Here is a 20145-nt window from a genome sequence, read left to right as displayed (position 1 = left end):
ATTGCGCGGGATCGACATCGCCCGTGCGGGAGATGCATTTTGCACGGTAACCGTGTATGGTGCCGCCGGGCTGATTTTGGGCGGGTGCGCGGGGGCGGCATGGACCGGGAATTATCGGAGCTGATCGGCGGCATCTATGACTGCGTGGCGTGCGAGGACCTGTGGACGCGGGCGCTGAGCCAGATCAACCGCCGCGCCAACGGCTTCCTGACGACGCTCGCGGTGTTCGATACCAATACCCGCGCCGCCCGGCTAGCGCAGATCGCCTGCGACGACCCCGAGGCGATCTCGGCCCTGATCGCCCACGCCAAGGATGTTCCATTCTTCCACCTGCTGCACAAGATGGAGATCGACGAGCCGGACACGCTGGAGCGGATGTTCCGGCTCTACGGGCCGGATGCCGAGGAGGTGTGGCGGAACGGCGGGCTCTACCGCAATTTTCACAGCCGCTACGACGTCCTGAACTCGATCGACATGGCGGTGCTGAAACGGCCGACGCGCGTGGGCACGATCAACATCTCGGTGCGCCACGAGCCGGTCGATCGGCGCACGTTCGACCTCGTGGCGATGCTCGGCCCGCATATCCGCCGGGCCGTCACCATTCACGACATGCTGGAGATGGAACGCCGGGAAAAGTCCATCCTGCGGAAGATCATCGACACGCTGGAACATGCCGTCATCATCGTCGCCGAGGACATGTCCATCGTCTTTGCCAACGTGGCGGCCGAGGACAGGCTGCGGGAACAGGTGATCGTGCGGCAGATGTCGGGCAGGCTCGTCGCGCACTATCCCTATGCCAATGCCGCGCTCGCCAAGGCGGTATCGGTCGGATCGCGCGACGAGATCAGGCTCGGTGGCGGCGGCATCGACCTGCCGCTCGGCTCAAGCGAGCGACCGGCGGTGGCGCATGTATTGCCGCTGCGCATGCGCATGGCGGGCGGGCGCTTCGAGGACCGGGCGGCGGCGGCCATCTTCATCGCAGCGCCCGGCACGCTGGTGCAATCGTCGATCGACGCGGTCGGCGCGCTGTTCGGGCTGACGGCAGCGGAACGGCGTGTGGTCGGCTATGTCTCCGAAGGCCGGACGCGGGCGGAGATATCGGAGATGCAGGGTGTGTCCGATGGCACCGTGAAATCCCAGCTCGCCGCCATCTTCGACAAGACCAGCACCGGCGACCAGCGCAGCCTGCAGCAACTGGTGAACGACCTGACGCCGCCGGTGCGACGATGACCGGGCCCGGTTCTCAGTTGTTCACCGGCTCCGGCTTCGGAAACGTCCAGCTGCCGTCGAGGACCGGCTGGCGCGGACGGTAGAGGCGGACCGTGTAGTTCCAGCCCCTGGTGATCGGCAGGCAGTTCTCTATCTTGCCGTCGCAGCCGCCGAACTGCACCTTGACGGAGCCATCCGCCGCCTTGGCGGCCGTGATGTCGTTCAGCGTGTAGGCATTACGCTTGTTCTTCTCGTAATAGCCCTTGGCGTTGTAGACGCTGATCGACCAGAAGCCATCCACCGGCACATCCCTGACGGTGAGCTCGTAGACTGTCTTGCCGTCGTTCTTCTCGGGCGTCACGTTCAGATAGGTCGCATCCTTCTCCGGATTGCCGCCCCAGCCGACGGCGGTGCCGATCAGGTGGCGGATCGGATCGACCTGGTCCTTGCCGCCGAAAGCGCCCTTGAAGTCCGGGATGGTGGAGCCCAGGACCAGCAACGCATCGCGGACCGTCTTCTGGCTCTCCTTGTCCCACCCGGGGACTTCGAACTTGCCACTGCCGGACTGGCTGATGGCCGAGGCATCCTGGAGAGCATGAACCGCCTTGATATCATCGGGGCTGGCGGGATCGACCAGCGTGCGCAGAGCGACAAGGATGTAGCGCGTTCCGGCCCCGGCGCGGTCATAGGTATAACTGCCCGCGTCGTACTTGATATCGCCGACGATGTAGTGATCCTCGTTGATGACCTGCAGCGAACGGAAGCGCTTGCCGGCATCCGGGAGGGTTATGGTGGCGGGCCCGGCATCGAGATCGATAGCGGCTGCGGAATAGAGCGTATCGCGGTTGGAGCGAATGACACCCTGATGATCGATCGATATCGGCTCGCGGTGATGCTCGAACTTGCCGACCCCTCCGGCGTCGCGCACGGCATTGCCGAAATAGAGATCGGATTCGGCGCGCGAAAAATTATCCACGGTTACCGGCTCGGCCACCGCCAATGCCGGCGAGAGGGCTGCAACAAGGAGGACAACGCAGGCATGGGGTCCTATTCGCACGACACGCACTCCTATTGGCCTTCGACCTGATCCGTGGCGACGTTGCGGCGTCTGCAGCGGACGCGAAAGTACGTTACGGTAAACTCCGGCGTTAATCGCAGCCGACCGGTTCTCCGGTATCGCCACTTGGCAGGGTGCGAACGCGCGCTATCTCCTTGCGGGCCGCTCGAGCCCGGGCGGACGCGTATCGAGGGCCGCATGCTGACAGACAATCAAGGGGGTGGGCAGTCCGACGGTCGCCTGGAGGATGATCACAAGATTTTGTTCGAGTCCATCGACGACGGTCTTTGCGTGATCGAGGTGCTCTTCGACGACGAGAACCAGCCGTACGACTACCGGTTTCTCAGGGCCAATCCCGCCTTCGTGCGCCAGACGGGACTGACGGATGCGATCGGCAAGCAGATCCGCCATCTCGCGCCCGCGCATGAAAGCTCCTGGTACGAGATCTACGGGAAGATCGCGCTCACCGGCGAACCTGCCCGTTTCGAGCATCAGGCCGATGCGCTTGGCCGCTGGTACGAAGTCTACGCCTTCCGCGTCGGCCGTCCCGAGGAGCGGCAGGTAGCCGTGCTCTTCCGCGACATCAAGGAGAAGAAGGAAGCGGCCGCCGCGCTTCGCCGCAGCGAAGCGCGTAACCGAGCACTTGTGAGCGCCAGCTCCGACGTTGTCTACGAACTCAGCCGGGATTGGGAAGAGATGCGCCAGCTCGACGGCCGCGGCTTCCTCGCCGATATCGACGCCCCGACCGTGCGCTGGCTCGATCTCTTCGTGTTTCCCGAGGATCAGGCCGCTATCCGCGTCGCAATCCAACAGGCCATCAGCGAACGCAAACCGTTCGAACTGGAACATCGCGTACGCCGCGCCGACGGCTCGGAAGGCTGGACACTGTCGCGCGCGATTCCTGTCTTCAACGACGAGGGAGAGATCGCCGAGTGGTTCGGCATGGCAAGCGACATCACCGACCGCGTCAAGGCGCGCGAGCAGCAGAAACTTCTCAACACCGAGCTTGGACACAGGCTGAAGAACCTCCTTGCCCTCGTGCAGTCGATCGCCAGCCAGACCTTCAAGCAATCGGCGAGCCTCGATGAAGCGGCTGCGAGCTATGTCTCACGCCTGTCCTCGCTCGGCCGCGCGACCGATTTCCTGACCGAGACGGCCTGGGGCGAGACCAGCCTGCACCGGATCGCCGAGGCGGGGCTGACCTCCGTCATCGATTTCGAGAACCGGGTCGATATCTCCGGCCCGCCGATCGAGCTGGCAGCGCAACAGGCGCTGATGCTGACGCTGGCGCTGCACGAGCTCGCGACCAACAGCGTGAAATACGGCGCGCTCAGCCACGACGGCGGCTCCGTCGTGCTCGGCTGGTCTCTTGCCGACGACAAGTCCGGCTTCGTCCTTCGCTGGCGCGAACGTTCGAGCGTTCCCGTGGAGGCGCCCGAGCGTGAAGGGTTCGGCACGAAACTGATCACCCGCCTGCTGCCCTCCGCCTTCGGCGGCGAGACGTCCCTCGTCTACGAGCGCTCGGGGCTGTTCTTCGAATTCCGCGCGCCGCTGGTTCGCCCGGTACCGTAGTTGGCTCTCCCCTACCCCGTATTCTTCTCCCGGAGTCGCCGTTCGCGGCAGGCGTCGAGAGCGCGCTGAATAATGAGATCGGGAGCGTTGGGATCGTCGAAGGCCATTTCGACTTCGATGACGCGGCAGCGGGCGGCGAGTTCTTCCGCCATGCCGTGATGGCCGGCGAGACGGACGAAATCCTTGGAGGTGGTGACGATCTGGAGATCGTCGCGCTCGGCGGTAACGAGAATATCGTCGATCTCGTCGTCGGTCAGGTGCTCGTGATCGCCGAAGGAGCGGCGGGCAACGATCTCGGCGCCGATGCCATCCACCGTGCGGAAGAACTTCGCAGGATCGGCGATGCCGGCAAAGGCCAGCACCTTGCGGCCCTTGAGATCGGCGCCATCGGAAACCTTCACCACCGCTGTGAAATAAGGCTTTGCGGCGCGGGCGGCGATGCGGACGATGCTGTCTGCCGCCGTCCCTTCGCCGACCTTCAGAAGTGCTGTGGCGTAGCGCAGCTGCTGGCGGATCGGCGCGCGGATCGGGCCGCCGGGCACGATATGGCCGTTGCCGAGACCCCGCGTCGCATCGATGACGAGCAGGGCGTAGTCGAGCGCCAGCCGTGCGCTCTGGAAGCCGTCGTCCATGATGATGAGATCGACGCCCTCCTTGACCAGCCGCTCGGCGCCCTCGACGCGGCGGCGGGAAATGACCGTTATCGCCTCGCGGGCGAGCAGCAGCGGCTCGTCGCCGACGGCAACGGCACGATGATGGGCAGGATCGACCACGGTCGTCACATCCAGCGAGCCGCCATAGCCTCTGCTGAGGAAACCGGGCTCGAGGCCCTTGGCCTTGGCCGCGCGGGCGATCGCAAGCGCCGTCGGCGTCTTGCCGGCGCCGCCGACGGTGAAATTGCCGATGCAGATGACAGGAACGGGAACGGAGGCGCGGCGGGCATTGGCCATGCGGTAGCCGGCTATGCGACCGTACAGGAAGGAAATCGGATAGAGCGTCCAGGCGCGCCAATCGGCTTTCGTCCACCAGAAGGGTGGCGCTTCGGATACCATTCTCGCGATCCCGCCTTTTCCACCGAGCCCACGAGGCCCGTGGTTCTCATCCTCTACCGGGCGGAAAGAAAAGGTAATTTTCAAGAAAAAGCAAGCCTTTGCTCGATCAGGCGAGCTGGAGCACCGGCAGCAGGGGCTCGATTTCGGTGATGTCGTTCAGGCAATAATCGCTGGCGGCGGCAAGCGAGGCGCGCGATCCCGTGCCCGTCAGCACCGCGACGGTGACGCCTGCGCCGGCATTGCGGCCCATGTGCAGGTCATGATTGTTGTCGCCGACGACGGCGACCTCGGACGGATCGAGGCCGGTGGCGGCGCAGAAGCCGAGAACCATACCCGGCTCCGGCTTTGTGCCGAAGCCTGAATCATAGCCCGCGACATAGTCGATATGGCCTGAAAAGCCGAAGCGTTGCGCCGTCTGGCGGATCGAGCGCTCGTTGTCGCTGGAGGCGACGCCGAGCCGGAAGCCGCGCGCATGAAGCCGCGCGAAGAAGCCGGCGAGATCCGTGACCGGCACGGAGAATTCAGCGGCGTTGGAAAACAGCTCGTCCAGCCTGATGGTGAGCTCGATGACCTCGACCTTCGATCCGGCGGCGACCAGGCCTTCGGCGATCTGCCGGGTATTGCCTGCGGCAAGCAGGCTGTCGGGCACGATATGGCCGCTTACCGGGTCCATGCCGCATGCGCGCAGCAGATGGTCAGCCAATGCCGCATCGCCTTCTGCTGCAATGCGCGCCAGTTCGCGGTTCACCGGCAGCCAGCTCTCGTCATAGTCGAGAAGCGTGCCGTCCTTGTCGAACAGAATGCCTTTGATCGCCTTCATGTCCCTCATCCGCTACCCGCGCTGCGCCGTCTTCGGCAGCAATCTGGCCTTCACCGTCAGCGGATTGATGTAGGGTTCCAGACCCTTCACCGTTGCCGTCAGGGCGCCTCGCATTTCCTGCACGGCGCCGATGCCGGCCTCGATCATCGTGCGGCGCGCATCGTCGTTGGTCAGCAGATAATGCACGCCCTTGGCCAGCATCTCGGTGTCGCGCACCATTCGGGCGCCGCCGCGCTTGGCGAGCTTCTGATAGGCCTCGCGGAAGTTCTGGACATTGCTGCCCGAGAGCACCGCGCAGCCGAGCATCGCCGGCTCCAGCGGGTTCTGCCCGCCTTCCGCGAACAGCGAACGGCCGACGAAGGCGACTTCCGTCAAACGGAGATAGAGGCCCATCTCGCCGATCGTATCGCCGAGGAAGACATCGACATCGGGCGACAGCACGTCCTCGCGGGTGCGGCGGGCCACCTTCAGACCCTGCTTGACCAGCTCGGCCTCAATCTCGTCGGCGCGGTCGGGATGGCGCGGCACGATGATGGTGAGCTGGCCGTTGCGCTCCTTCAGCGTGCGATGGACGATGCCGGCCGCCTTTTCCTCGCCGTCGAAGGTCGAGATCGCCGCCCAGGTCTTGCGGTCGCCGAGCTGCTTCTTGTAGCGGGCGAAGACATTGGCATCATAAGGCGGCGCGTCGGTATCGACCTTGAGGTTGCCGCCCATCATGACATGGCGGGCGCCGAGATCGCGGAAGCGTTCGGCATCGACATCGGACTGGGCGATCACAAGCGCCAGGTTCTCGAACAGCGCCTCGGCGAGCGACTGGCGGCGGCTCCAGCGGGCGAAGGACCGATCCGACATGCGGGCGTTGACGAGGATCTGCGGAATGCGGCGGCGTCCGAGTTCCATCAGCGTCGCCGGCCAGATCTCGGATTCGGCGATGATGGCGCAATCGGGCTGCCAGTATTCGAGGAAGCGGCTGACGGCCGGCTTCAGGTCGAGCGGCACATATTGGTGGATCGCCTCGTTGCCGAGCCGCTCGGCGGCGATCTTGGCCGAGGTGATCGTGCCGGTCGTCAGGATGACCTGGACGTCGCGGCGGCGGATTTCACGGATCAGCGGGGTGACGGCGTTCATTTCGCCGACGCTGGCGGCGTGGAACCAGACGAGCGGACCGGGCAGACGGTCGGCGCTGGCATAGCCGGTGCGCTCCAGCCGGCGGGCGCGGTCTTCCTTGCCCTTGGCCGCCCGATAGGCGAGATAAGCCCCGACGAACGGGGTCATCAGCATCCCCGCTGTCTGATAGGTACCGAGGATGAACCGCGCCGCGCGACGGCTCATCTCACATGCCTCCGATCAACAATGATCGACATCAACCCATTCCCAATTATCACAGCGGCCGAAATGGCCGATCAATTTGTTCAGAATGCGTCAGCCGACTTGTGAACCGGCTTCTAAATTTTCACTTGGCGACCGTGCCCTGGGGATCGAGGAGACGGTGCATATGCACGATAAAATATCTCATATGCGCGTTGTCGACGGTCGACTGTGCCTTGGACTTCCAGGCGGTCAACGCGGACGCGTAATCAGGGAAAATGCCAACGATATCGAGATCCTTGAGGTCACGAAACTGGACGTCGTCAAGGCTCTCTAGCTCACCGCCGAATACAAGGTGCAGAAGCTGTTTCTTGTCGCTGGAGTTGGTCATGCTGTCTTCTTTCTTTTGTAGGCTCCTCCGCCATTTCATCTGAGGTATTTTGACGGAAACGTCAACTGTCTCGTGTTTTTGAGCTAGCCGCCTGTCCCATGTCTACTGCAAGCCTAGCCATCGGCGGTGATTTGGATCATTGGAGCATTTCGTCTATGTGCGAGCGTCATCAGCAAGCCATCGCTACGCAGACACACAAATCAGCTTACTCATAGATCTATTATTGACGAAATATCGTTGAATAGCGTATTTTAATCATAAAAATAGGTGTCCCATGCTTTACAAATTGGAAGTCGAAAACTTTTTCTCTATCCGTGATCCTCAGGTCCTCGACCTGACAGTGGATGGAAAAGTTCCCGATCCCGAAGGCCGTTACGCCCCCATCTTCCAGGGCGCAGACATACGCGCGCCGAAGGTTGTCGCGCTCTACGGGGCGAACGCGTCCGGCAAGACAACAGCATTGCGTGCACTTGAATTCATTGTGACGATGATCCGCGACAGCGTAGCGCGCACAGTGCCAGCGTTCACCGGTGTCGAGCGTTTCAATGACCTGGCGTCCGCCAATCGGCCGATCCGGCTTGCGATCGAACTGGGCGGCATCATGAACTTGACGCCGGAAGTACATCAGCGTGCGACGGAAGGCGAAAAAGTCGAACACGGCATTTATCGCTACGAACTGGAAATCGAGATCAAAGAAGGGCTTGCGGTGCGGATTGTCTCCGAAGCGCTGCGGCAGAAACCAAACGCTCTGGGGAAATGGCAGCGTGTCTACGAGCGTGATGCCGAGGGCAAGGTCAAGGACTCTAAATCCTTCAGCCTGTCGGGCTTTCAGCACCTCGTGAAGACGCTCGCAGGCAATCACACGGTCCTATCGTCATTTGCGAAATTCCAACACCCGACCGCGCAGCTATTCGTGGACATGGCGCGCAAGGTATTTTTCCAGATTGAGCCTGTTCACTCGTTCGTGGATCGCGATGTGATCGACTACTTGAAAAATCAGCCTGGCGTTGTCTCGCGACTGACAGATGAGATAAGTCGCATCGACGTGGGCGTTGAAGGAATGCGATTTCAGCATACGGACAATGGACCACTCTTGTTGTTCAAGCATGCAGGGCTTCAGGTCGAAATGCCATGGTTGATGGAGAGCCACGGCACTCGGGCTTTCATTAAAATGTTTCCATTCATCATGCGAGCTCTCGATACCGGCGGCGCCGCCGTAATTGATGAAATGGACTCGGCCATTCATGCGAACACTCTGCCTGAATTGGTGCGCTGGTTTTACGGGACTTCGGGTCGCAACCAATTCAATGCGCAACTCTGGCTCTCTTGCCATTCGGCCTCGCTGCTCGACGACCTCAACAAGGAGGAAATCGTCATCTGCGAAAAGGACCGGGAGGGCCGTAGCAACCTTTACAGCTTAATGGACGTGAAGGTGCGCCGTGACGAGAACCACTACCGCAAATATCTGAGCGGAGCGTATGGCGGGGTTCCACACCTCGGATGAGACGTCGTCGATCGCCGCATATAGAGCTTCGCCGTCCGGTCTACATCGGTTGCGAGGGCGCGTCGGAAGTCGGTTACGCCGGCTTTCTGCAAGACCTGATCCGTGATGCCAATTTGCCTGTGCACTTGCACGTTGACGAGTTGGGACCGGGAGCCGGCGACCCACTATCTCGTATAGAAATGGCGGTGTTCCGACTGAAGCAACTCCAGACGAAGCGCACTGCACCAGCAGAGCGCTTTGCACTTCTGGATTTCGACCAGGTTGAGCGCGACCCGCTACGCGCCCAGAAAGCGAGTAAACTCGCGATTCACAACGGAATTTTCATTCTTTGGCAACGCCCATGTTTTGAAGCGGTTCTCTTGCGCCATCTGGAGGGCAAAACGACCAACCGCCCACCCAATACATCTGCAGCGACTAAAGCGCTGGAGAAAGAATGGCCAGAATACAAAAAGCCCATGTCGCGTGCCAATCTTGCACGCCGAATTGATCGGAACAGCGTCCTGCGGGCTGCATCTGTTGAAGATGATCTGAAAACCCTGCTGCGTTGCATTGGGTTGTCCTAGCAACAGCGATCTATCAACCCCCGACCCCGCAGCCCCGCCATCCCGGCGATAAAACCAGCCAACCTCTCCCCCGCACCCGCGCAAAGCGCGTCCTGCACCACATGCGGCCGGTTATAGCTCAGCGGCTGGCCGTCGAGGTCGAGCAGCTGGCCGCCGGCGCGTTCGAGGATGAGGTCGGCGGCGGCGAGGTCCCAGTCGTGGGAGTGGGGCTTGACGTAGGTGCCTTCGATGCGGCCGTCGGCCACCATCGCGATACGGTAGGCGAGCGAGGGAACGTGGCGGACGCGCTCGACCGTGCCGCGCAGCGCCTCCGGCAGGTGCTTGAGGACGTCCTCGGCGATGGCGAAGCGGCCCGGCTGGTCGGGCGCCCTGTCCGACACGGTGATCCGGTTTCCGTTCTTGAGCGCGACGCCGCCCTGGCTCGCCTCGTAGAGTTCCCGCAGCGCCGGCGCGTAGAGCACGCCCGCAACCGGCCGGCCGCGATGGACGACGGCGACGCTGACGCACCAGAGATCCTGGCCGGCCAGGAAGGCGCGCGTGCCGTCGATCGGGTCGATGATGAAGACGGTGTCGCGCGACAGGCGCTCGGCGCCGTCATCGGTCTCTTCCGAGAGCCAGCCGTAGTCCGGCCGCGCCGCGCGCAGGATGCGCTCGAGCGTTTCGTTGGCGGCGAAATCGGCGGCGCTGACGGGGGATCGCCCCTCGTTCTTCCACCACACCTCAGGCGACTGGTTGAAATAGCCGAGCGCGACGACGCCCGCCTGGCGCGCGGCATCGGCGATCAGTTCCAGATCGCCTTGCCAACGGCCATTGTCCACGTCGCTCATCTCGTCAATCCAGTTCTCTCAGGCCAGTTCTCTCAGGCCAACACTCTGAGCCCAATCCGTCAGCGGCCGGCCAGCGTCATGCCCTCGATCGCCAGCGTCGGTGCGGCGACCCCGTATTTTCGGTCGATGTCATTGGCCGGCGTCACGCGCATGAACATCTCCTTGAGGTTCGATGCGATGGTGACCTCGGAGACGGCGAAGGTAAGCTCGCCGTTCTCGATCCAGAAGCCGGTGGCGCCGCGGCTGTATTCGCCTGTTATCATGTTGACGCCCTGGCCGATCAGTTCGGTCACGTAGAAACCGTTGCCGACGTTACGGATCAGCTCCTCCGGCGATATATCACCGGGCTCCAGCGCAAGATTGGTGGAGGACGGGGTGACCGAATTGCCGCCGCGCACGCCGCGGCCGTTGGTTTCCAGCCCAATCTCGCGGGCCGTCGAGGTCGAGAGGAACCAGTGCTTCAGCACGCCGTCCTCGATCATGACCATCCGCTTGCCGGCGACGCCTTCGCCATCGAAGGGGCGCGAGGCGGGGCCACGCACGATCAGCGGGTCGTCGGTGATCGACAGGCCTGGTTTCAGCACCTGCTCGCCCATCTTGTCGCGCAGGAAGCTCGTCTTGCGGGCGACGGAGGCGCCGTTGATGGCGCCGGCGATGTGGCCGACGAAGCCGCGCGCGACGCGCGGGTCGAAGACCACGGTCACGTTCTTGCCGGTATCGACCTGGCGCGGATTGACGCGGCGCACGGCGCGCTCGCCGGCGCGGCGGCCGATTTCGGCGGCGTCGTCGAGATCGGCGAAATAGATGCGGCTGTCGAAGTCGTAGTCGCGCTCCATCACCGTGCCCTCGCCGGCGATGACGCTGACGGAACGGCCGAAGCGCGAGCCCATGTAGCTGCCCTGGAACCCGTGGGAGGTGACGAGCACCATGCCGCCCATGCCGGCCGAAGCGCCGGCGCCGGAGGAATTGGTGACGCCGTTGACCTCGAGCGCCGCGGCTTCCGCCGCAAGTGCCGCATCCTGCAACTGAGCCGACGACACCTCGGTGGTGTCGAGCAGGTCGAGATCGGGATAGGAGCGCGCCAGCCTGTCCTCATCCGCGAGGCATGCGAAGGGATCCTCGGGGGAGACCTTGGCCATGGCGACCGCGCGTTCGGCCAGCACCGAGAGATCGAAGCCGGGATTGGCCGAGACGCTGGCGACGCGCTTGCCTATGAAGACGCGCAGCGAAAAATCGTCGCTTTCGGAAGATTCCGTGCCTTCCACCTTGCCGAGGCGAACGCTGACGGACTGGGCGCGGGAGCGCACGACCACGGCATCGGCGGCATCGGCGCCGGCCTTCCTGGCGAGGTCTATCAGTTCGCTTGCACGGGAAAGAAGCGTCGAGGTAGCGATTTCTGAGGACATGATTTGGCCTTTCCTTCGCGTTCCATTTATTGTGCACTATGAAATGCATCAAGGCCGGGAGCGCCGATTCTTTTTCTCGGCCCCCGCGCTCGTCCCCTTGTCGAAAGAAAAGCGTGCCATGTCAGAGCCCAATGCCCTGTTTACGGAAACCATTCTGCTGCTTGGCGGTGCCGTGGTTTCGGCGCCGATCTTCAAGCGGCTGGGGCTCGGCACCGTGCTCGGCTATCTCGCCGCCGGCGTCGTCATCGGCCCGGTCTTCCATGGGCTGACGGATGGCGAGCAGATCCTCAATGTCGCCGAACTCGGCGTCGTCTTCCTGCTCTTCATCATCGGGCTGGAGCTGAAGCCGACGCGCCTGTGGCAGATGCGGCGCGACATCTTTGGGCTGGGGACGGCGCAGGTGGTGACCACGGGGGCGGCCCTCACCTTCCTCACCTATCTCTCCGGCCTGCTCGGCTGGGCGGGAAGCGTCGTCACCGGCTTCGGCCTGGCGCTGTCGTCCACCGCCTTCGCCATGCAAATCCTCGACGATGCCGGCGAGGTCAACACGCAGTATGGGCAGCGCTCGTTTTCCATGCTGCTCTTCCAGGATCTGGCGATCGTGCCGCTGCTGGCGCTGATCAACATTCTCGACACCGGCAAGGGGCACGGCTCGCCGGTGGTGGATTTCGCCATCGCGATCGGCGCCGTCGGCGCGATGATCGTCATGGGACGCTATCTGCTGACGCCGCTGTTCCAGATCATCGCCCGCACCGGAGCCCGCGAGGCGATGATCGCCGCGGCGCTGTTCGTGGTGATGGGGGCCGCGAGCCTGATGCAGCTTGCCGGGCTTTCGATGGCGATGGGCGCGTTCCTGTCCGGCGTGATGCTCGCGGAATCCTCCTACCGGCATGAGCTGGAGGCGGATATCGAGCCGTTCCGCGGCGTGCTCCTCGCCATCTTCTTCATCGCCGTCGGGCTGTCGCTGGAGCTGGAGGTGCTGCGCGACAACGCGTTGCTGATCGTCGTCGCCGTGCCTGTCGTCATGGCGGTGAAGGCCCTCCTCATCTATGCGCTCTGCCGCATGACCGGCTCGTCGCACAACGATGCCGTGCGCATCGCCTTCCTGCTGCCGCAGGGCGGGGAATTCGGCTTCGTGCTGTTCTCGGCCGCGGCCGGCGCCGGGCTGATGCCGTCGAGCACCGCCTCGCTCCTGATTGCCATCGTCACGCTGTCGATGGCGCTGACCCCTCTCGGCACCATGCTCTCCAAGCGGCTCCTGAAGGGCGAGGAGCACGAGGAGCTCGACGAGAATTTCGAGGGTGCGGGCGCCGATGTGCTGATGATCGGCTTCTCGCGTTTCGGGCAGATCTCCTCGCAGATCCTGCTTGCCGGCGGACGTTCGGTGACCGTCATCGACTTTTCCGCCGACCGCATCCGCCAGGCATCCGCTTTCGGTTTCCGCATCTACTTCGGCGACGGCACGCGCAAGGATGTGCTGAGGGCCGCCGGCATCGAGCGCGCCAAGATCGTCGTCATTTGCACGCAGAAACGCGAGACGACCGACAAGATCGTCGAACTGGTGCAGTCGGACTACCCGCACACCAGGCTCTTCGTACGTTCCTACGACCGCATCCACTCGATCGCGCTGCGCAATCTCAACGTCGATTACGAGCTGCGCGAAACGCTGGAATCCGGTCTGCTCTTCGGGCGCAGGACGCTGGAAGCGCTGGGCCTCAGCGAGGCGGAAGCCTACGAGATCGGCGAGGACATCCGCAGGCGCGACGAGCAGCGCCTCGTGCTCCAGGCCTCCGAAGGCCTCCAGGCCGGCCGCGACATGCTGTTCTCGCAACCGGTCAAGCCGGAACCGCTAGTCAAGCCGAAGAGGGTCGTGGACATGTCGGGGGACCCGCTGGCGGGAACGGCGGATGCGGTGGCGGATGCTTAGGGGAAGGTCGGCGCGAGTTTCAGCGACATGACGAGCGTCATCGGATTCAAAGGCGAGCCAATAAAGCCGTAACGTTCATAGAAAGCGCGTGCATCTTCGGAAAGTGCATGCACGAGAATTCCACGTATCCCAAGGATGTGGGCTGCTTGCGCCGTTCGCAGGACAGCATCCTGCAAAAGCGCTGACCCCAGCCCCTTGCCCTGCCAGCTCAGATCGATCGCAAGGCGCCCAAGTATGGCCATCGGGATTGGGTCAGGCATGTTGCGACGTAGCGAGCCAGGCGCCGCAGACGCCGCGAGCCCGCCTGACGAGAGGGAGTAGTAGCCAACCACCTGCTGGCCGCTGCACAAAACATAAGTACGGGACGCACCGCTGATCTGATTGGAACGTGCTCTTCGCAGCAGCCAATCATCGAGGCTGTCGACGCCGCTGTGAAACTGCGAGAGATCGTGGCCACCGGCTAGGAGTTCAGGAGCCGAAAGCCTCACGTCCGCCACGGCTTCGTAACGCTCATGAGGCGGTCAAAGCCCTCGTTGCCAGGCGGTTTATCGAGGATATCGAGATAGTGATCATAGCTTTCGGCATCGACAGAGACGAGCGCTTGATCCAGAAGCGCTTCCTCGGCCGCACGGCGCGCCGCGTCGATCATGAAATCCGACCGCGTCTTTCCATGCGCTTTTGCGGCACGGTCGATCAAAGACCTGATGTCATCGCGGACCCTCAGATTGACTGCGCGTGTCTGGCTATTGGTGTCGCTCATGGTAACTCCGATCTACATGGCGAACATAGCACACAGATACACATTGTGTATCTACCTTATTGAGCCCGCGCATGCGCCTCGATCGCGCCATCCAGCGCATATTTCAACTCGTCCTTCACCCCTGCCGACATAGCCAGCACCTCGCGGGCCTTCAGAAAATCCATGACGCCGGTGCGGCCGACGGCGGGGCGGAGGAAGATGTGGGGGGGCTGGATCCGGAGTTTGAGGGTGATCGCCGTCTGCATCATCAGCTGGCCGGAACCGAAGATGCTCTCCATGCGGTTCGGGATATGGGTGCCGTCGCCCTCCGGCGCACCGACGACATCGATGCCGATGACGATATCGGCGCGGTCCATCAGGCATTCATAGGGGACGGGATTGCTGATGCCGCCGTCGATCATCACGCGGCCATACAGCCGGACCGGCATGAAGACGGCGGGAATGGCGGAGGAGGCGGCGAGTGCCGGAAACAGCTGTCCCTCACTCACCAGCACTTCCTGCTGGCCGTAATAGTCTGTGGCGGTCACCGTCATCGGGATCGGCAGGTCTTCGAAGCGATCGGGAAGATCGGCGGGCAGGAAAGCCTTGAGAATTCGCTCCAGGTTGAACTGGCCGATGCGCACGCCGTTCGCCACCGCGTCGCGCACCGTCTGCGGGCGCAGGCCCCAGAGGCGGCTGACGACGGCGGTCTTGTTGCCGACGGTCATCAGCGCGTGTTCGCGGATCGCCTCGCCGGTCATGCCAGCCGCCATGCCGGCTCCCATGATGGCGCCGATCGAGGAGCCAGAGATCGCCACCGGTCGGATGCCGAGCTCATCGAGCGTCTCGATGACGTGGATATGGGCGAGGCCACGAGCGCCGCCACCGCCGAAGGCAATGGCGATGCGGGGCGAAGAACCGGAGGGGTGATCTTCGACGGCAGGTAACGCGGAACTGGTCTTCTCGGCCTGCTGTGTCACCCTTTGCCCCCTGTCGCCGCGACCTATTGAGGCTGATAGCGGTAGAAATGCACCCTGGTATCGCCGAAGATCCGGCTTTCCAGGAACAGATAGGAAGGATCGACCGAAACGGCAACGTCGGCGCGCTCCTCGAGCACGCCAATCGCGCCGGGCTCAAGCCAACCACCCTTGGCGGCGGCGGCCATCGCCTTTTCGCCGAGACCCTTGCCATAGGGCGGGTCGGCAAAGAGGAACTGGAACGGCTCGAGGTTGCCGACGCTGCCGAGATCGGTCGCGTCGCGCCTCAGGATGCGGGTCTTGCCGTGCAGGCCGAGCGCATCGATGTTTTCCCAGAGCAGGCCCCTTCCCTCGACGCTGTTTTCGACGAAGAGCGCATGGCGGCAGCCGCGCGACACCGCTTCCAGCCCGACGGCACCGGTGCCGGCGAATAGATCGAGTATCCGGGTGCCATCGACGCACTCAGGATAGGCATGGCTCAGAATATTGAACAGGCTCTCACGCGTCCGGTCGGCAGTCGGCCGGATGTCGTTGGATTTAGGCACGGCGAGCGACCGTCCGCGAAACTCACCGCCGACGATCCGCACCGCGTCCTATTCCCTTGCCTTTTGGTCCACCACGAGATGGCCCGCCCGCGGGCTTGCCACCGCCACCGGAACGATCGCCCGAAGGCTTGCCCGAAAAACTCTTCGCACCCGGCTTGGAGCCGCTTGGCTTCCCGCCAAAGCTCTTGCCGCGCGGCTTGTCACCGAAGGGACGATCGCCACGGGGCCGGTCGCCCTCGGGACGATCACCACGGGGCCTATCACCGAATGAACGCTCGCCAGCCGGACGCTCGGAACGAGCCTCGCCGGAGAAACGCTTGGCGCGGGGACGCTCGTCACCCTCTTCACGCGGACGGCGCGGCTTGTCGGCGAAAGGCCGGGCAGGACGATCACCGAAGGAACGCGTGCGCTCGCCGTCTTCGCGCGGCTTGCGGTCGCTGAACGGCCGGTCGCCACGTGGCTTGTCGCCGAAGGGACGATCACCGCGAGGGCGGTCACCTGCCGGGCGATCGCCGCGCGAGGGACGGTCACCATAGGGTCTCTCGCCGCGCGCCGGGCGATCGGCATAAGAGCGTGGACGGTCGCCATCCTCACGCGGCTTGCGCTCGCCGCGTGGCTTGTCGCCAAACGGACGGTCGCCACGCGGTGGGCGATCACCATAAGGCCGGTCGCCGCGTGCGGTGCGGTCGCCGCCGGATCGGTCACCACGTTCGCCAAAGGAGCGGTCGCCACGGGACGGACGATCACCGAAGCCACGGTCGCCGCGATCACCGCGCTTGCGGTCATCATCGCGGCTGATCTCGCTGGAGCGGATCCATTCGCCCTCTTCATCGCGGGCGCGATTGATCTGCACGCGCGGACCTTCGTCGTAGCTGGTCGGCTGCGGCTTGGAGCGGCCGGGCTTCTCGCCACGGCGAAGCGCCGTCTGGGCATTCTTCTCGGCCTTGGCGGTTGCCTTTTCGCCGAGCGGACGGGCGCCGGGCGCCATCCAGACATTGGCGTTGCGGCGGCTGCCGAGCGGCGGGCGCTTCGGGCCGTCTTCCTTGCGGTCGCCGCCACGGCTTGGGCCACGGCCGCCATCGCGGTCACCGCCACGGCGGTCGTCGCGTTTATCATCGCGCTTGGTGTCGAGGCGGCTGAGAGCGCGTTCGCGCTTGTCTTCCGGCTTCCAGGAGCGTTCGCGGCGTTCGGGCCGTGCGTCGGCTTCCTCTTTCTCGGTCACGGCCGGCGCGTTGTAGATCGGCGCGTCGAAATTGGCCTTGGCGTCCTCGATCAGGCGCGGGCCGAGCTGGTCGCGCAACGTGCGGCCACGCACTTCGATCACCGCCCGCTCGGGGATATCGCCGAGCTGGAACGGGCCATAGGAAATACGGATCAGGCGGTTGACGTCGAGGCCAAGCGCGCCGAGCACGTTCTTGATTTCGCGGTTCTTGCCTTCGCGCAGGCCCATGGTGAGCCAGACGTTGGAACCCTGCACCTTGTCGAGCGTCGCCTCGATGGCGCCGTAGAGCACGCCGTCGACGGCAATGCCGTCCTTCAGCTTGTCGAGCGCTTCCTGGTCGATCTCGCCATGGGCGCGCACGCGGTAACGGCGCAGCCAGCCTGTCGTCGGCAGTTCCAGCGCACGCGCCAGGCCGCCGTCGTTGGTCAGCAGCAACAAACCTTCGGTGTTGATGTCGAGGCGGCCGATCGACATGACGCGCGGCAAGTCGTCCGGCAGGTTGTCGAACACGGTCGGGCGACCTTCGGGATCGGCATTGGTGGTCACCAGGCCGGCCGGCTTGTGGTAGAGCCACAGGCGGGTGCGCTCGATGCCACGGATCGGCATGCCGTCGACTTCGATCTTGTCCGTCAGCGTCACGTTGACGACGGGCGTGTCGAGCGGCTTGCCGTTCAGCGTCACGCGGCCATCGAGGATCATGCGCTCGATATCGCGGCGCGAGGCAACGCCGGCGCGCGCCATCACCTTGGAGATGCGTTCCGCCTTGCTGTCGACGCTTGCGTCAGCCGAGGCCTCTGATCTGGCGCTTGGCTTCGCGAACGTCTTCGCGGGCTTCTCGCCCGATTTCGCGCCGGTATCGCGCGGGGATGGCTTGCCACCCGGCCGTTTTGGCTTGTCTTTGAATGTCATTTGTTGTTTGCCTGCCTTTTGGGGCCTTCTATCAGTTCGCGCCCCTGCGGTTAAGTGGAAATTGTCGGATCGTGAAGACAAATCAATTTATGGAGCTGGCGCTTGAGGAAGCGCGTGCCGCAGGCGCGCGCGGCGAGGTGCCGATCGGCGCGGTCGTCGTGCTTGACGGCACCGTGATCGCCTCATCCGGCAACCGCACCCGCGAGCGCAACGACATCACCGCCCACGCCGAGGTGGCCGCCATTCGCATGGCCTGCGAAGCGCTCGGCCAGGAGCGGCTTTCGGGCGCCGATCTCTATGTCACGCTCGAGCCCTGCACCATGTGCGCCGCCGCCATCTCGTTCGCCCGCATCCGCCGGCTCTACTACGGCGCCGAGGATCCCAAGGGCGGCGGGGTGGATAGCGGCGTGCGCTTCTACGCACAGCCGACGTGCCATCATGCACCTGAAGTGTATTCGGGGATGAGCGAAATGGAGGCGGCGGAGATCCTGCGGGGGTTCTTTCAGGGGAAGCGGGATTAGAGCATTCCAACCAATAAAGCGCTGCAACGCGCTACTCTTCGTATAACGTGAAGGCGAAATATTGATCGCCTATCAATAACTTAAATGAATCTCTCCCAATCTTTTGTCCCCGCGCCAGAAACCTGGGCCTACACTGATCGCGTCCCGTCATCGGATACACCGGCAGGCGTGCCGGCGAGGCGGGACCGGCGCGGGGCGTGAGGGTAGGACGCAAAACCTCATGCTCCGGGTCCGAGAAAATGGTCTCCCTCCGGGGCTGGCGGTTGGTCACGTTTGTCGAACGTGTCTTCCGTTGGAGTGCTCCGGACGTGCCTGTGAGGCACACAACGTCGTCGCGAAGGCTTGGAAGGCGGCTGCAGAGGGACCGGAGTTCGGGCATAAACCGCCGAACGGGGTGCTGGAAGGCACCATATTTTACTTACTCAATCGAGGTGGTTTCCAGCACCCCGTCCGAGTGAAGTGCAGTGCATGGTGAAACCAGGAGTCCTTGGGCGGCGTGGGGTCTTGGTGTGTCTGCGAGGATGAGGTGGAGACTATCGAGAGGTTTTGCCGTGGAATACCCCCCTCTGCCTGCCGGCATCTCCCCCCACAGGTGGGGGAGAGACTCGTGGCCCGCTCTCACAGTCCTCGCGTCGACGGCGCCACAGGTTAAGCCCTCCCCCTTGTGGGGGTCCGCGAGGACGGGGCGAGACACGCGGCTCGCCCCAGGTGCGTTGGGAGGGGTCTTTACCCTACGCGCTCACATCGAACGTTTGTAAAAAGCTTATCGTGACGGACCGAGATCTAACTCGCCAGCCACACCGCATTAAAAACCCGGAGAACGAAGAATGCAGCCTTCGCAGAAGAGTTTACTGCAGCAGATTCCACCACTGCTTGCCGGAGCCGGCGATGGCGGCGTCCTTCTTTTTCTTCTTTGCCTTCTTCAGCTCGGGTTCGCCGAGATCGTCCAGCTTGGTCGGGTCGTCGACCTGACGGTATTCGGTCGGCGGATCGGAGATGTAGCGGCGCTGGTCGATATAGGCGCCCTTCTGGATGGCGCGGGCTTCGCGGTAGGCCTTGGTCTGGGCTTCCGTCGTGCGGCGACCGCCTTCGATCTGGTTGTTGGCGAGCGGCGACTGGTAGTTGGACTTGTCGCTGTTCTCGTCGGCTTCCTTGACAAGGCGCGCGCGGGTCTCTTCAGGCGATTCGATCCACTGCGGGTTTTCCTTGCTGGCGATCGTCTGCTGCGGCTCGACCAGCGCTTCGCGCGAGGCCTGGGCGGGAACGACCAGACCCGGGCGCGGCTGGTACTTGACACCCTTGTTCTTCGGCTCGGCACCGGTGAGCGAGGTGGATTGTCCGAGGTCGTCGGTCAGCTGCTGGAATGCGGTCTTGTCCGTGCCGTAGCGGGGGCTGCTGGTGCAGCTCGACATCATCGCAGTGCCTGCCATCGCAACAGTCAGGCAAGCGCCCAAGCGGAACCAACGCTTCGATAACATGAAAACCCTTCCAGCCATGCCGGTGCAATCATCGCCCAAAACCGGACATCCTCCCCCTGACGGAAAAATCCGGCCAATTTCAGGCAGCTTTTACCGGATGAACCGCGATTGCGCAATT

19 protein-coding genes are annotated in these 20145 nt (G+C 63.6%); 6 read left to right on the top strand and 13 right to left on the bottom strand.

Annotated features, from left to right (window positions below; genetic code table 11):
• The first annotated feature begins 99 nt into the window (after positions 1–99).
• Entirely contained in the window at positions 100–1230 is a 1131-nt protein-coding gene (locus tag QTL95_RS11640) for a helix-turn-helix transcriptional regulator (RefSeq protein ID WP_289720118.1), read from the top strand.
• Between the two features lie 13 nt (positions 1231–1243).
• Here QTL95_RS11640 and QTL95_RS11635 read toward each other — a convergent pair whose 3' ends face one another.
• Positions 1244–2275: a DUF1254 domain-containing protein gene (locus tag QTL95_RS11635; protein WP_442981284.1), complete on the bottom strand. Its 1032-nt coding sequence runs from the start codon at positions 2273–2275 to the stop codon at positions 1244–1246.
• A gap of 189 nt (positions 2276–2464) precedes the next feature.
• Between QTL95_RS11635 and QTL95_RS11630 the strand changes: the two genes are divergently transcribed.
• Positions 2465–3838 carry a sensor histidine kinase gene (locus tag QTL95_RS11630; RefSeq protein ID WP_289720116.1) on the top strand — a complete coding sequence of 458 codons (1374 nt, stop codon included), beginning with the start codon at positions 2465–2467 and terminating at the stop codon, positions 3836–3838.
• 11 nt (positions 3839–3849) lie between these two features.
• On the opposite strand, the gene lpxK is transcribed toward QTL95_RS11630, so the two are convergent.
• The 4 genes from lpxK to QTL95_RS11610 all read right to left on the bottom strand — a co-directional run bounded on the left by lpxK (position 3850) and on the right by QTL95_RS11610 (position 7409).
• On the bottom strand, positions 3850–4890 hold the full coding sequence (gene lpxK / locus QTL95_RS11625) for a tetraacyldisaccharide 4'-kinase (protein WP_289720115.1): 1041 nt from the start codon (positions 4888–4890) through the stop codon (positions 3850–3852).
• A 106-nt stretch (positions 4891–4996) separates the two neighbouring features.
• On the bottom strand, positions 4997–5710 hold the full coding sequence (locus QTL95_RS11620; RefSeq protein WP_289720114.1) for an HAD family hydrolase: 714 nt from the start codon (positions 5708–5710) through the stop codon (positions 4997–4999).
• A 12-nt stretch (positions 5711–5722) separates the two neighbouring features.
• Positions 5723–7042, bottom strand: a complete 1320-nt coding sequence (gene waaA / locus QTL95_RS11615; protein WP_289720113.1) for a lipid IV(A) 3-deoxy-D-manno-octulosonic acid transferase — start codon at positions 7040–7042, stop codon at positions 5723–5725.
• A 121-nt stretch (positions 7043–7163) separates the two neighbouring features.
• Positions 7164–7409 (bottom strand): DUF4170 domain-containing protein, encoded by a 246-nt coding sequence (locus QTL95_RS11610; RefSeq protein ID WP_289720112.1) that lies wholly within the window; start codon positions 7407–7409, stop codon positions 7164–7166.
• 274 nt (positions 7410–7683) lie between these two features.
• Between QTL95_RS11610 and QTL95_RS11605 the strand changes: the two genes are divergently transcribed.
• Positions 7684–8913 (top strand): AAA family ATPase, encoded by a 1230-nt coding sequence (locus QTL95_RS11605; protein WP_289720111.1) that lies wholly within the window; start codon positions 7684–7686, stop codon positions 8911–8913.
• A complete protein-coding gene (locus tag QTL95_RS11600) occupies positions 8910–9476 on the top strand; it encodes an RloB domain-containing protein (RefSeq protein ID WP_289720110.1) in 567 nt (188 codons plus the stop codon). The genes QTL95_RS11605 and QTL95_RS11600 overlap by 4 nt, the downstream gene beginning before the upstream one ends.
• Here QTL95_RS11600 and QTL95_RS11595 read toward each other — a convergent pair.
• Entirely contained in the window at positions 9473–10303 is an 831-nt protein-coding gene (locus tag QTL95_RS11595) for a 3'(2'),5'-bisphosphate nucleotidase CysQ (RefSeq protein WP_289720109.1), read from the bottom strand. The genes QTL95_RS11600 and QTL95_RS11595 overlap by 4 nt on opposite strands.
• Positions 10304–10362: 59 nt before the next feature.
• Positions 10363–11709: a TldD/PmbA family protein gene (locus tag QTL95_RS11590; RefSeq protein ID WP_289720108.1), complete on the bottom strand. Its 1347-nt coding sequence runs from the start codon at positions 11707–11709 to the stop codon at positions 10363–10365.
• A gap of 118 nt (positions 11710–11827) precedes the next feature.
• On the opposite strand from QTL95_RS11590, the gene QTL95_RS11585 reads away from it, so the two are divergent.
• Positions 11828–13636 (top strand): monovalent cation:proton antiporter-2 (CPA2) family protein, encoded by a 1809-nt coding sequence (locus QTL95_RS11585; protein ID WP_289720107.1) that lies wholly within the window; start codon positions 11828–11830, stop codon positions 13634–13636.
• Here QTL95_RS11585 and QTL95_RS11580 read toward each other — a convergent pair.
• From QTL95_RS11580 to QTL95_RS11560, 5 genes are read right to left on the bottom strand one after another with little or no spacing between them, the layout of a single operon-like run.
• Positions 13633–14124 carry a GNAT family N-acetyltransferase gene (locus QTL95_RS11580; RefSeq protein WP_289720358.1) on the bottom strand — a complete coding sequence of 164 codons (492 nt, stop codon included), beginning with the start codon at positions 14122–14124 and terminating at the stop codon, positions 13633–13635. The genes QTL95_RS11585 and QTL95_RS11580 overlap by 4 nt on opposite strands.
• Positions 14121–14396 (bottom strand): type II toxin-antitoxin system TacA family antitoxin, encoded by a 276-nt coding sequence (locus tag QTL95_RS11575; protein WP_289720106.1) that lies wholly within the window; start codon positions 14394–14396, stop codon positions 14121–14123. The genes QTL95_RS11580 and QTL95_RS11575 overlap by 4 nt, the downstream gene beginning before the upstream one ends.
• Positions 14397–14452: 56 nt before the next feature.
• Positions 14453–15355 carry a patatin-like phospholipase family protein gene (locus tag QTL95_RS11570; protein ID WP_289720105.1) on the bottom strand — a complete coding sequence of 301 codons (903 nt, stop codon included), beginning with the start codon at positions 15353–15355 and terminating at the stop codon, positions 14453–14455.
• Between the two features lie 23 nt (positions 15356–15378).
• The gene (gene rsmD / locus QTL95_RS11565; RefSeq protein WP_289720104.1) at positions 15379–15939 is read right to left on the bottom strand and encodes a 16S rRNA (guanine(966)-N(2))-methyltransferase RsmD; all 561 of its coding nucleotides are present in this window, start codon (positions 15937–15939) and stop codon (positions 15379–15381) included.
• Complete coding sequence (locus tag QTL95_RS11560) at positions 15920–18028, bottom strand: pseudouridine synthase (protein WP_289720103.1); 2109 nt, start codon at positions 18026–18028, stop codon at positions 15920–15922. Before QTL95_RS11560 ends, rsmD begins: the two co-directional genes overlap by 20 nt.
• Before the next feature lie 89 nt (positions 18029–18117).
• On the opposite strand from QTL95_RS11560, the gene QTL95_RS11555 reads away from it, so the two are divergent.
• Entirely contained in the window at positions 18118–18549 is a 432-nt protein-coding gene (locus QTL95_RS11555; protein WP_289720357.1) for a nucleoside deaminase, read from the top strand.
• Between the two features lie 848 nt (positions 18550–19397).
• On the opposite strand, the gene QTL95_RS11550 is transcribed toward QTL95_RS11555, so the two are convergent.
• On the bottom strand, positions 19398–20027 hold the full coding sequence (locus QTL95_RS11550; protein ID WP_289720102.1) for a hypothetical protein: 630 nt from the start codon (positions 20025–20027) through the stop codon (positions 19398–19400).
• Positions 20028–20145: the final 118 nt, after the last annotated feature.

It is taken from the genome of Rhizobium sp. S152 (genome assembly GCF_030380735.1).
Classification (GTDB): Bacteria; Pseudomonadota; Alphaproteobacteria; order Rhizobiales; family Rhizobiaceae; genus Rhizobium.
Note: the sequence above shows the minus strand (reverse complement) of the source record. Positions and strands in the feature narration are given on the sequence as shown.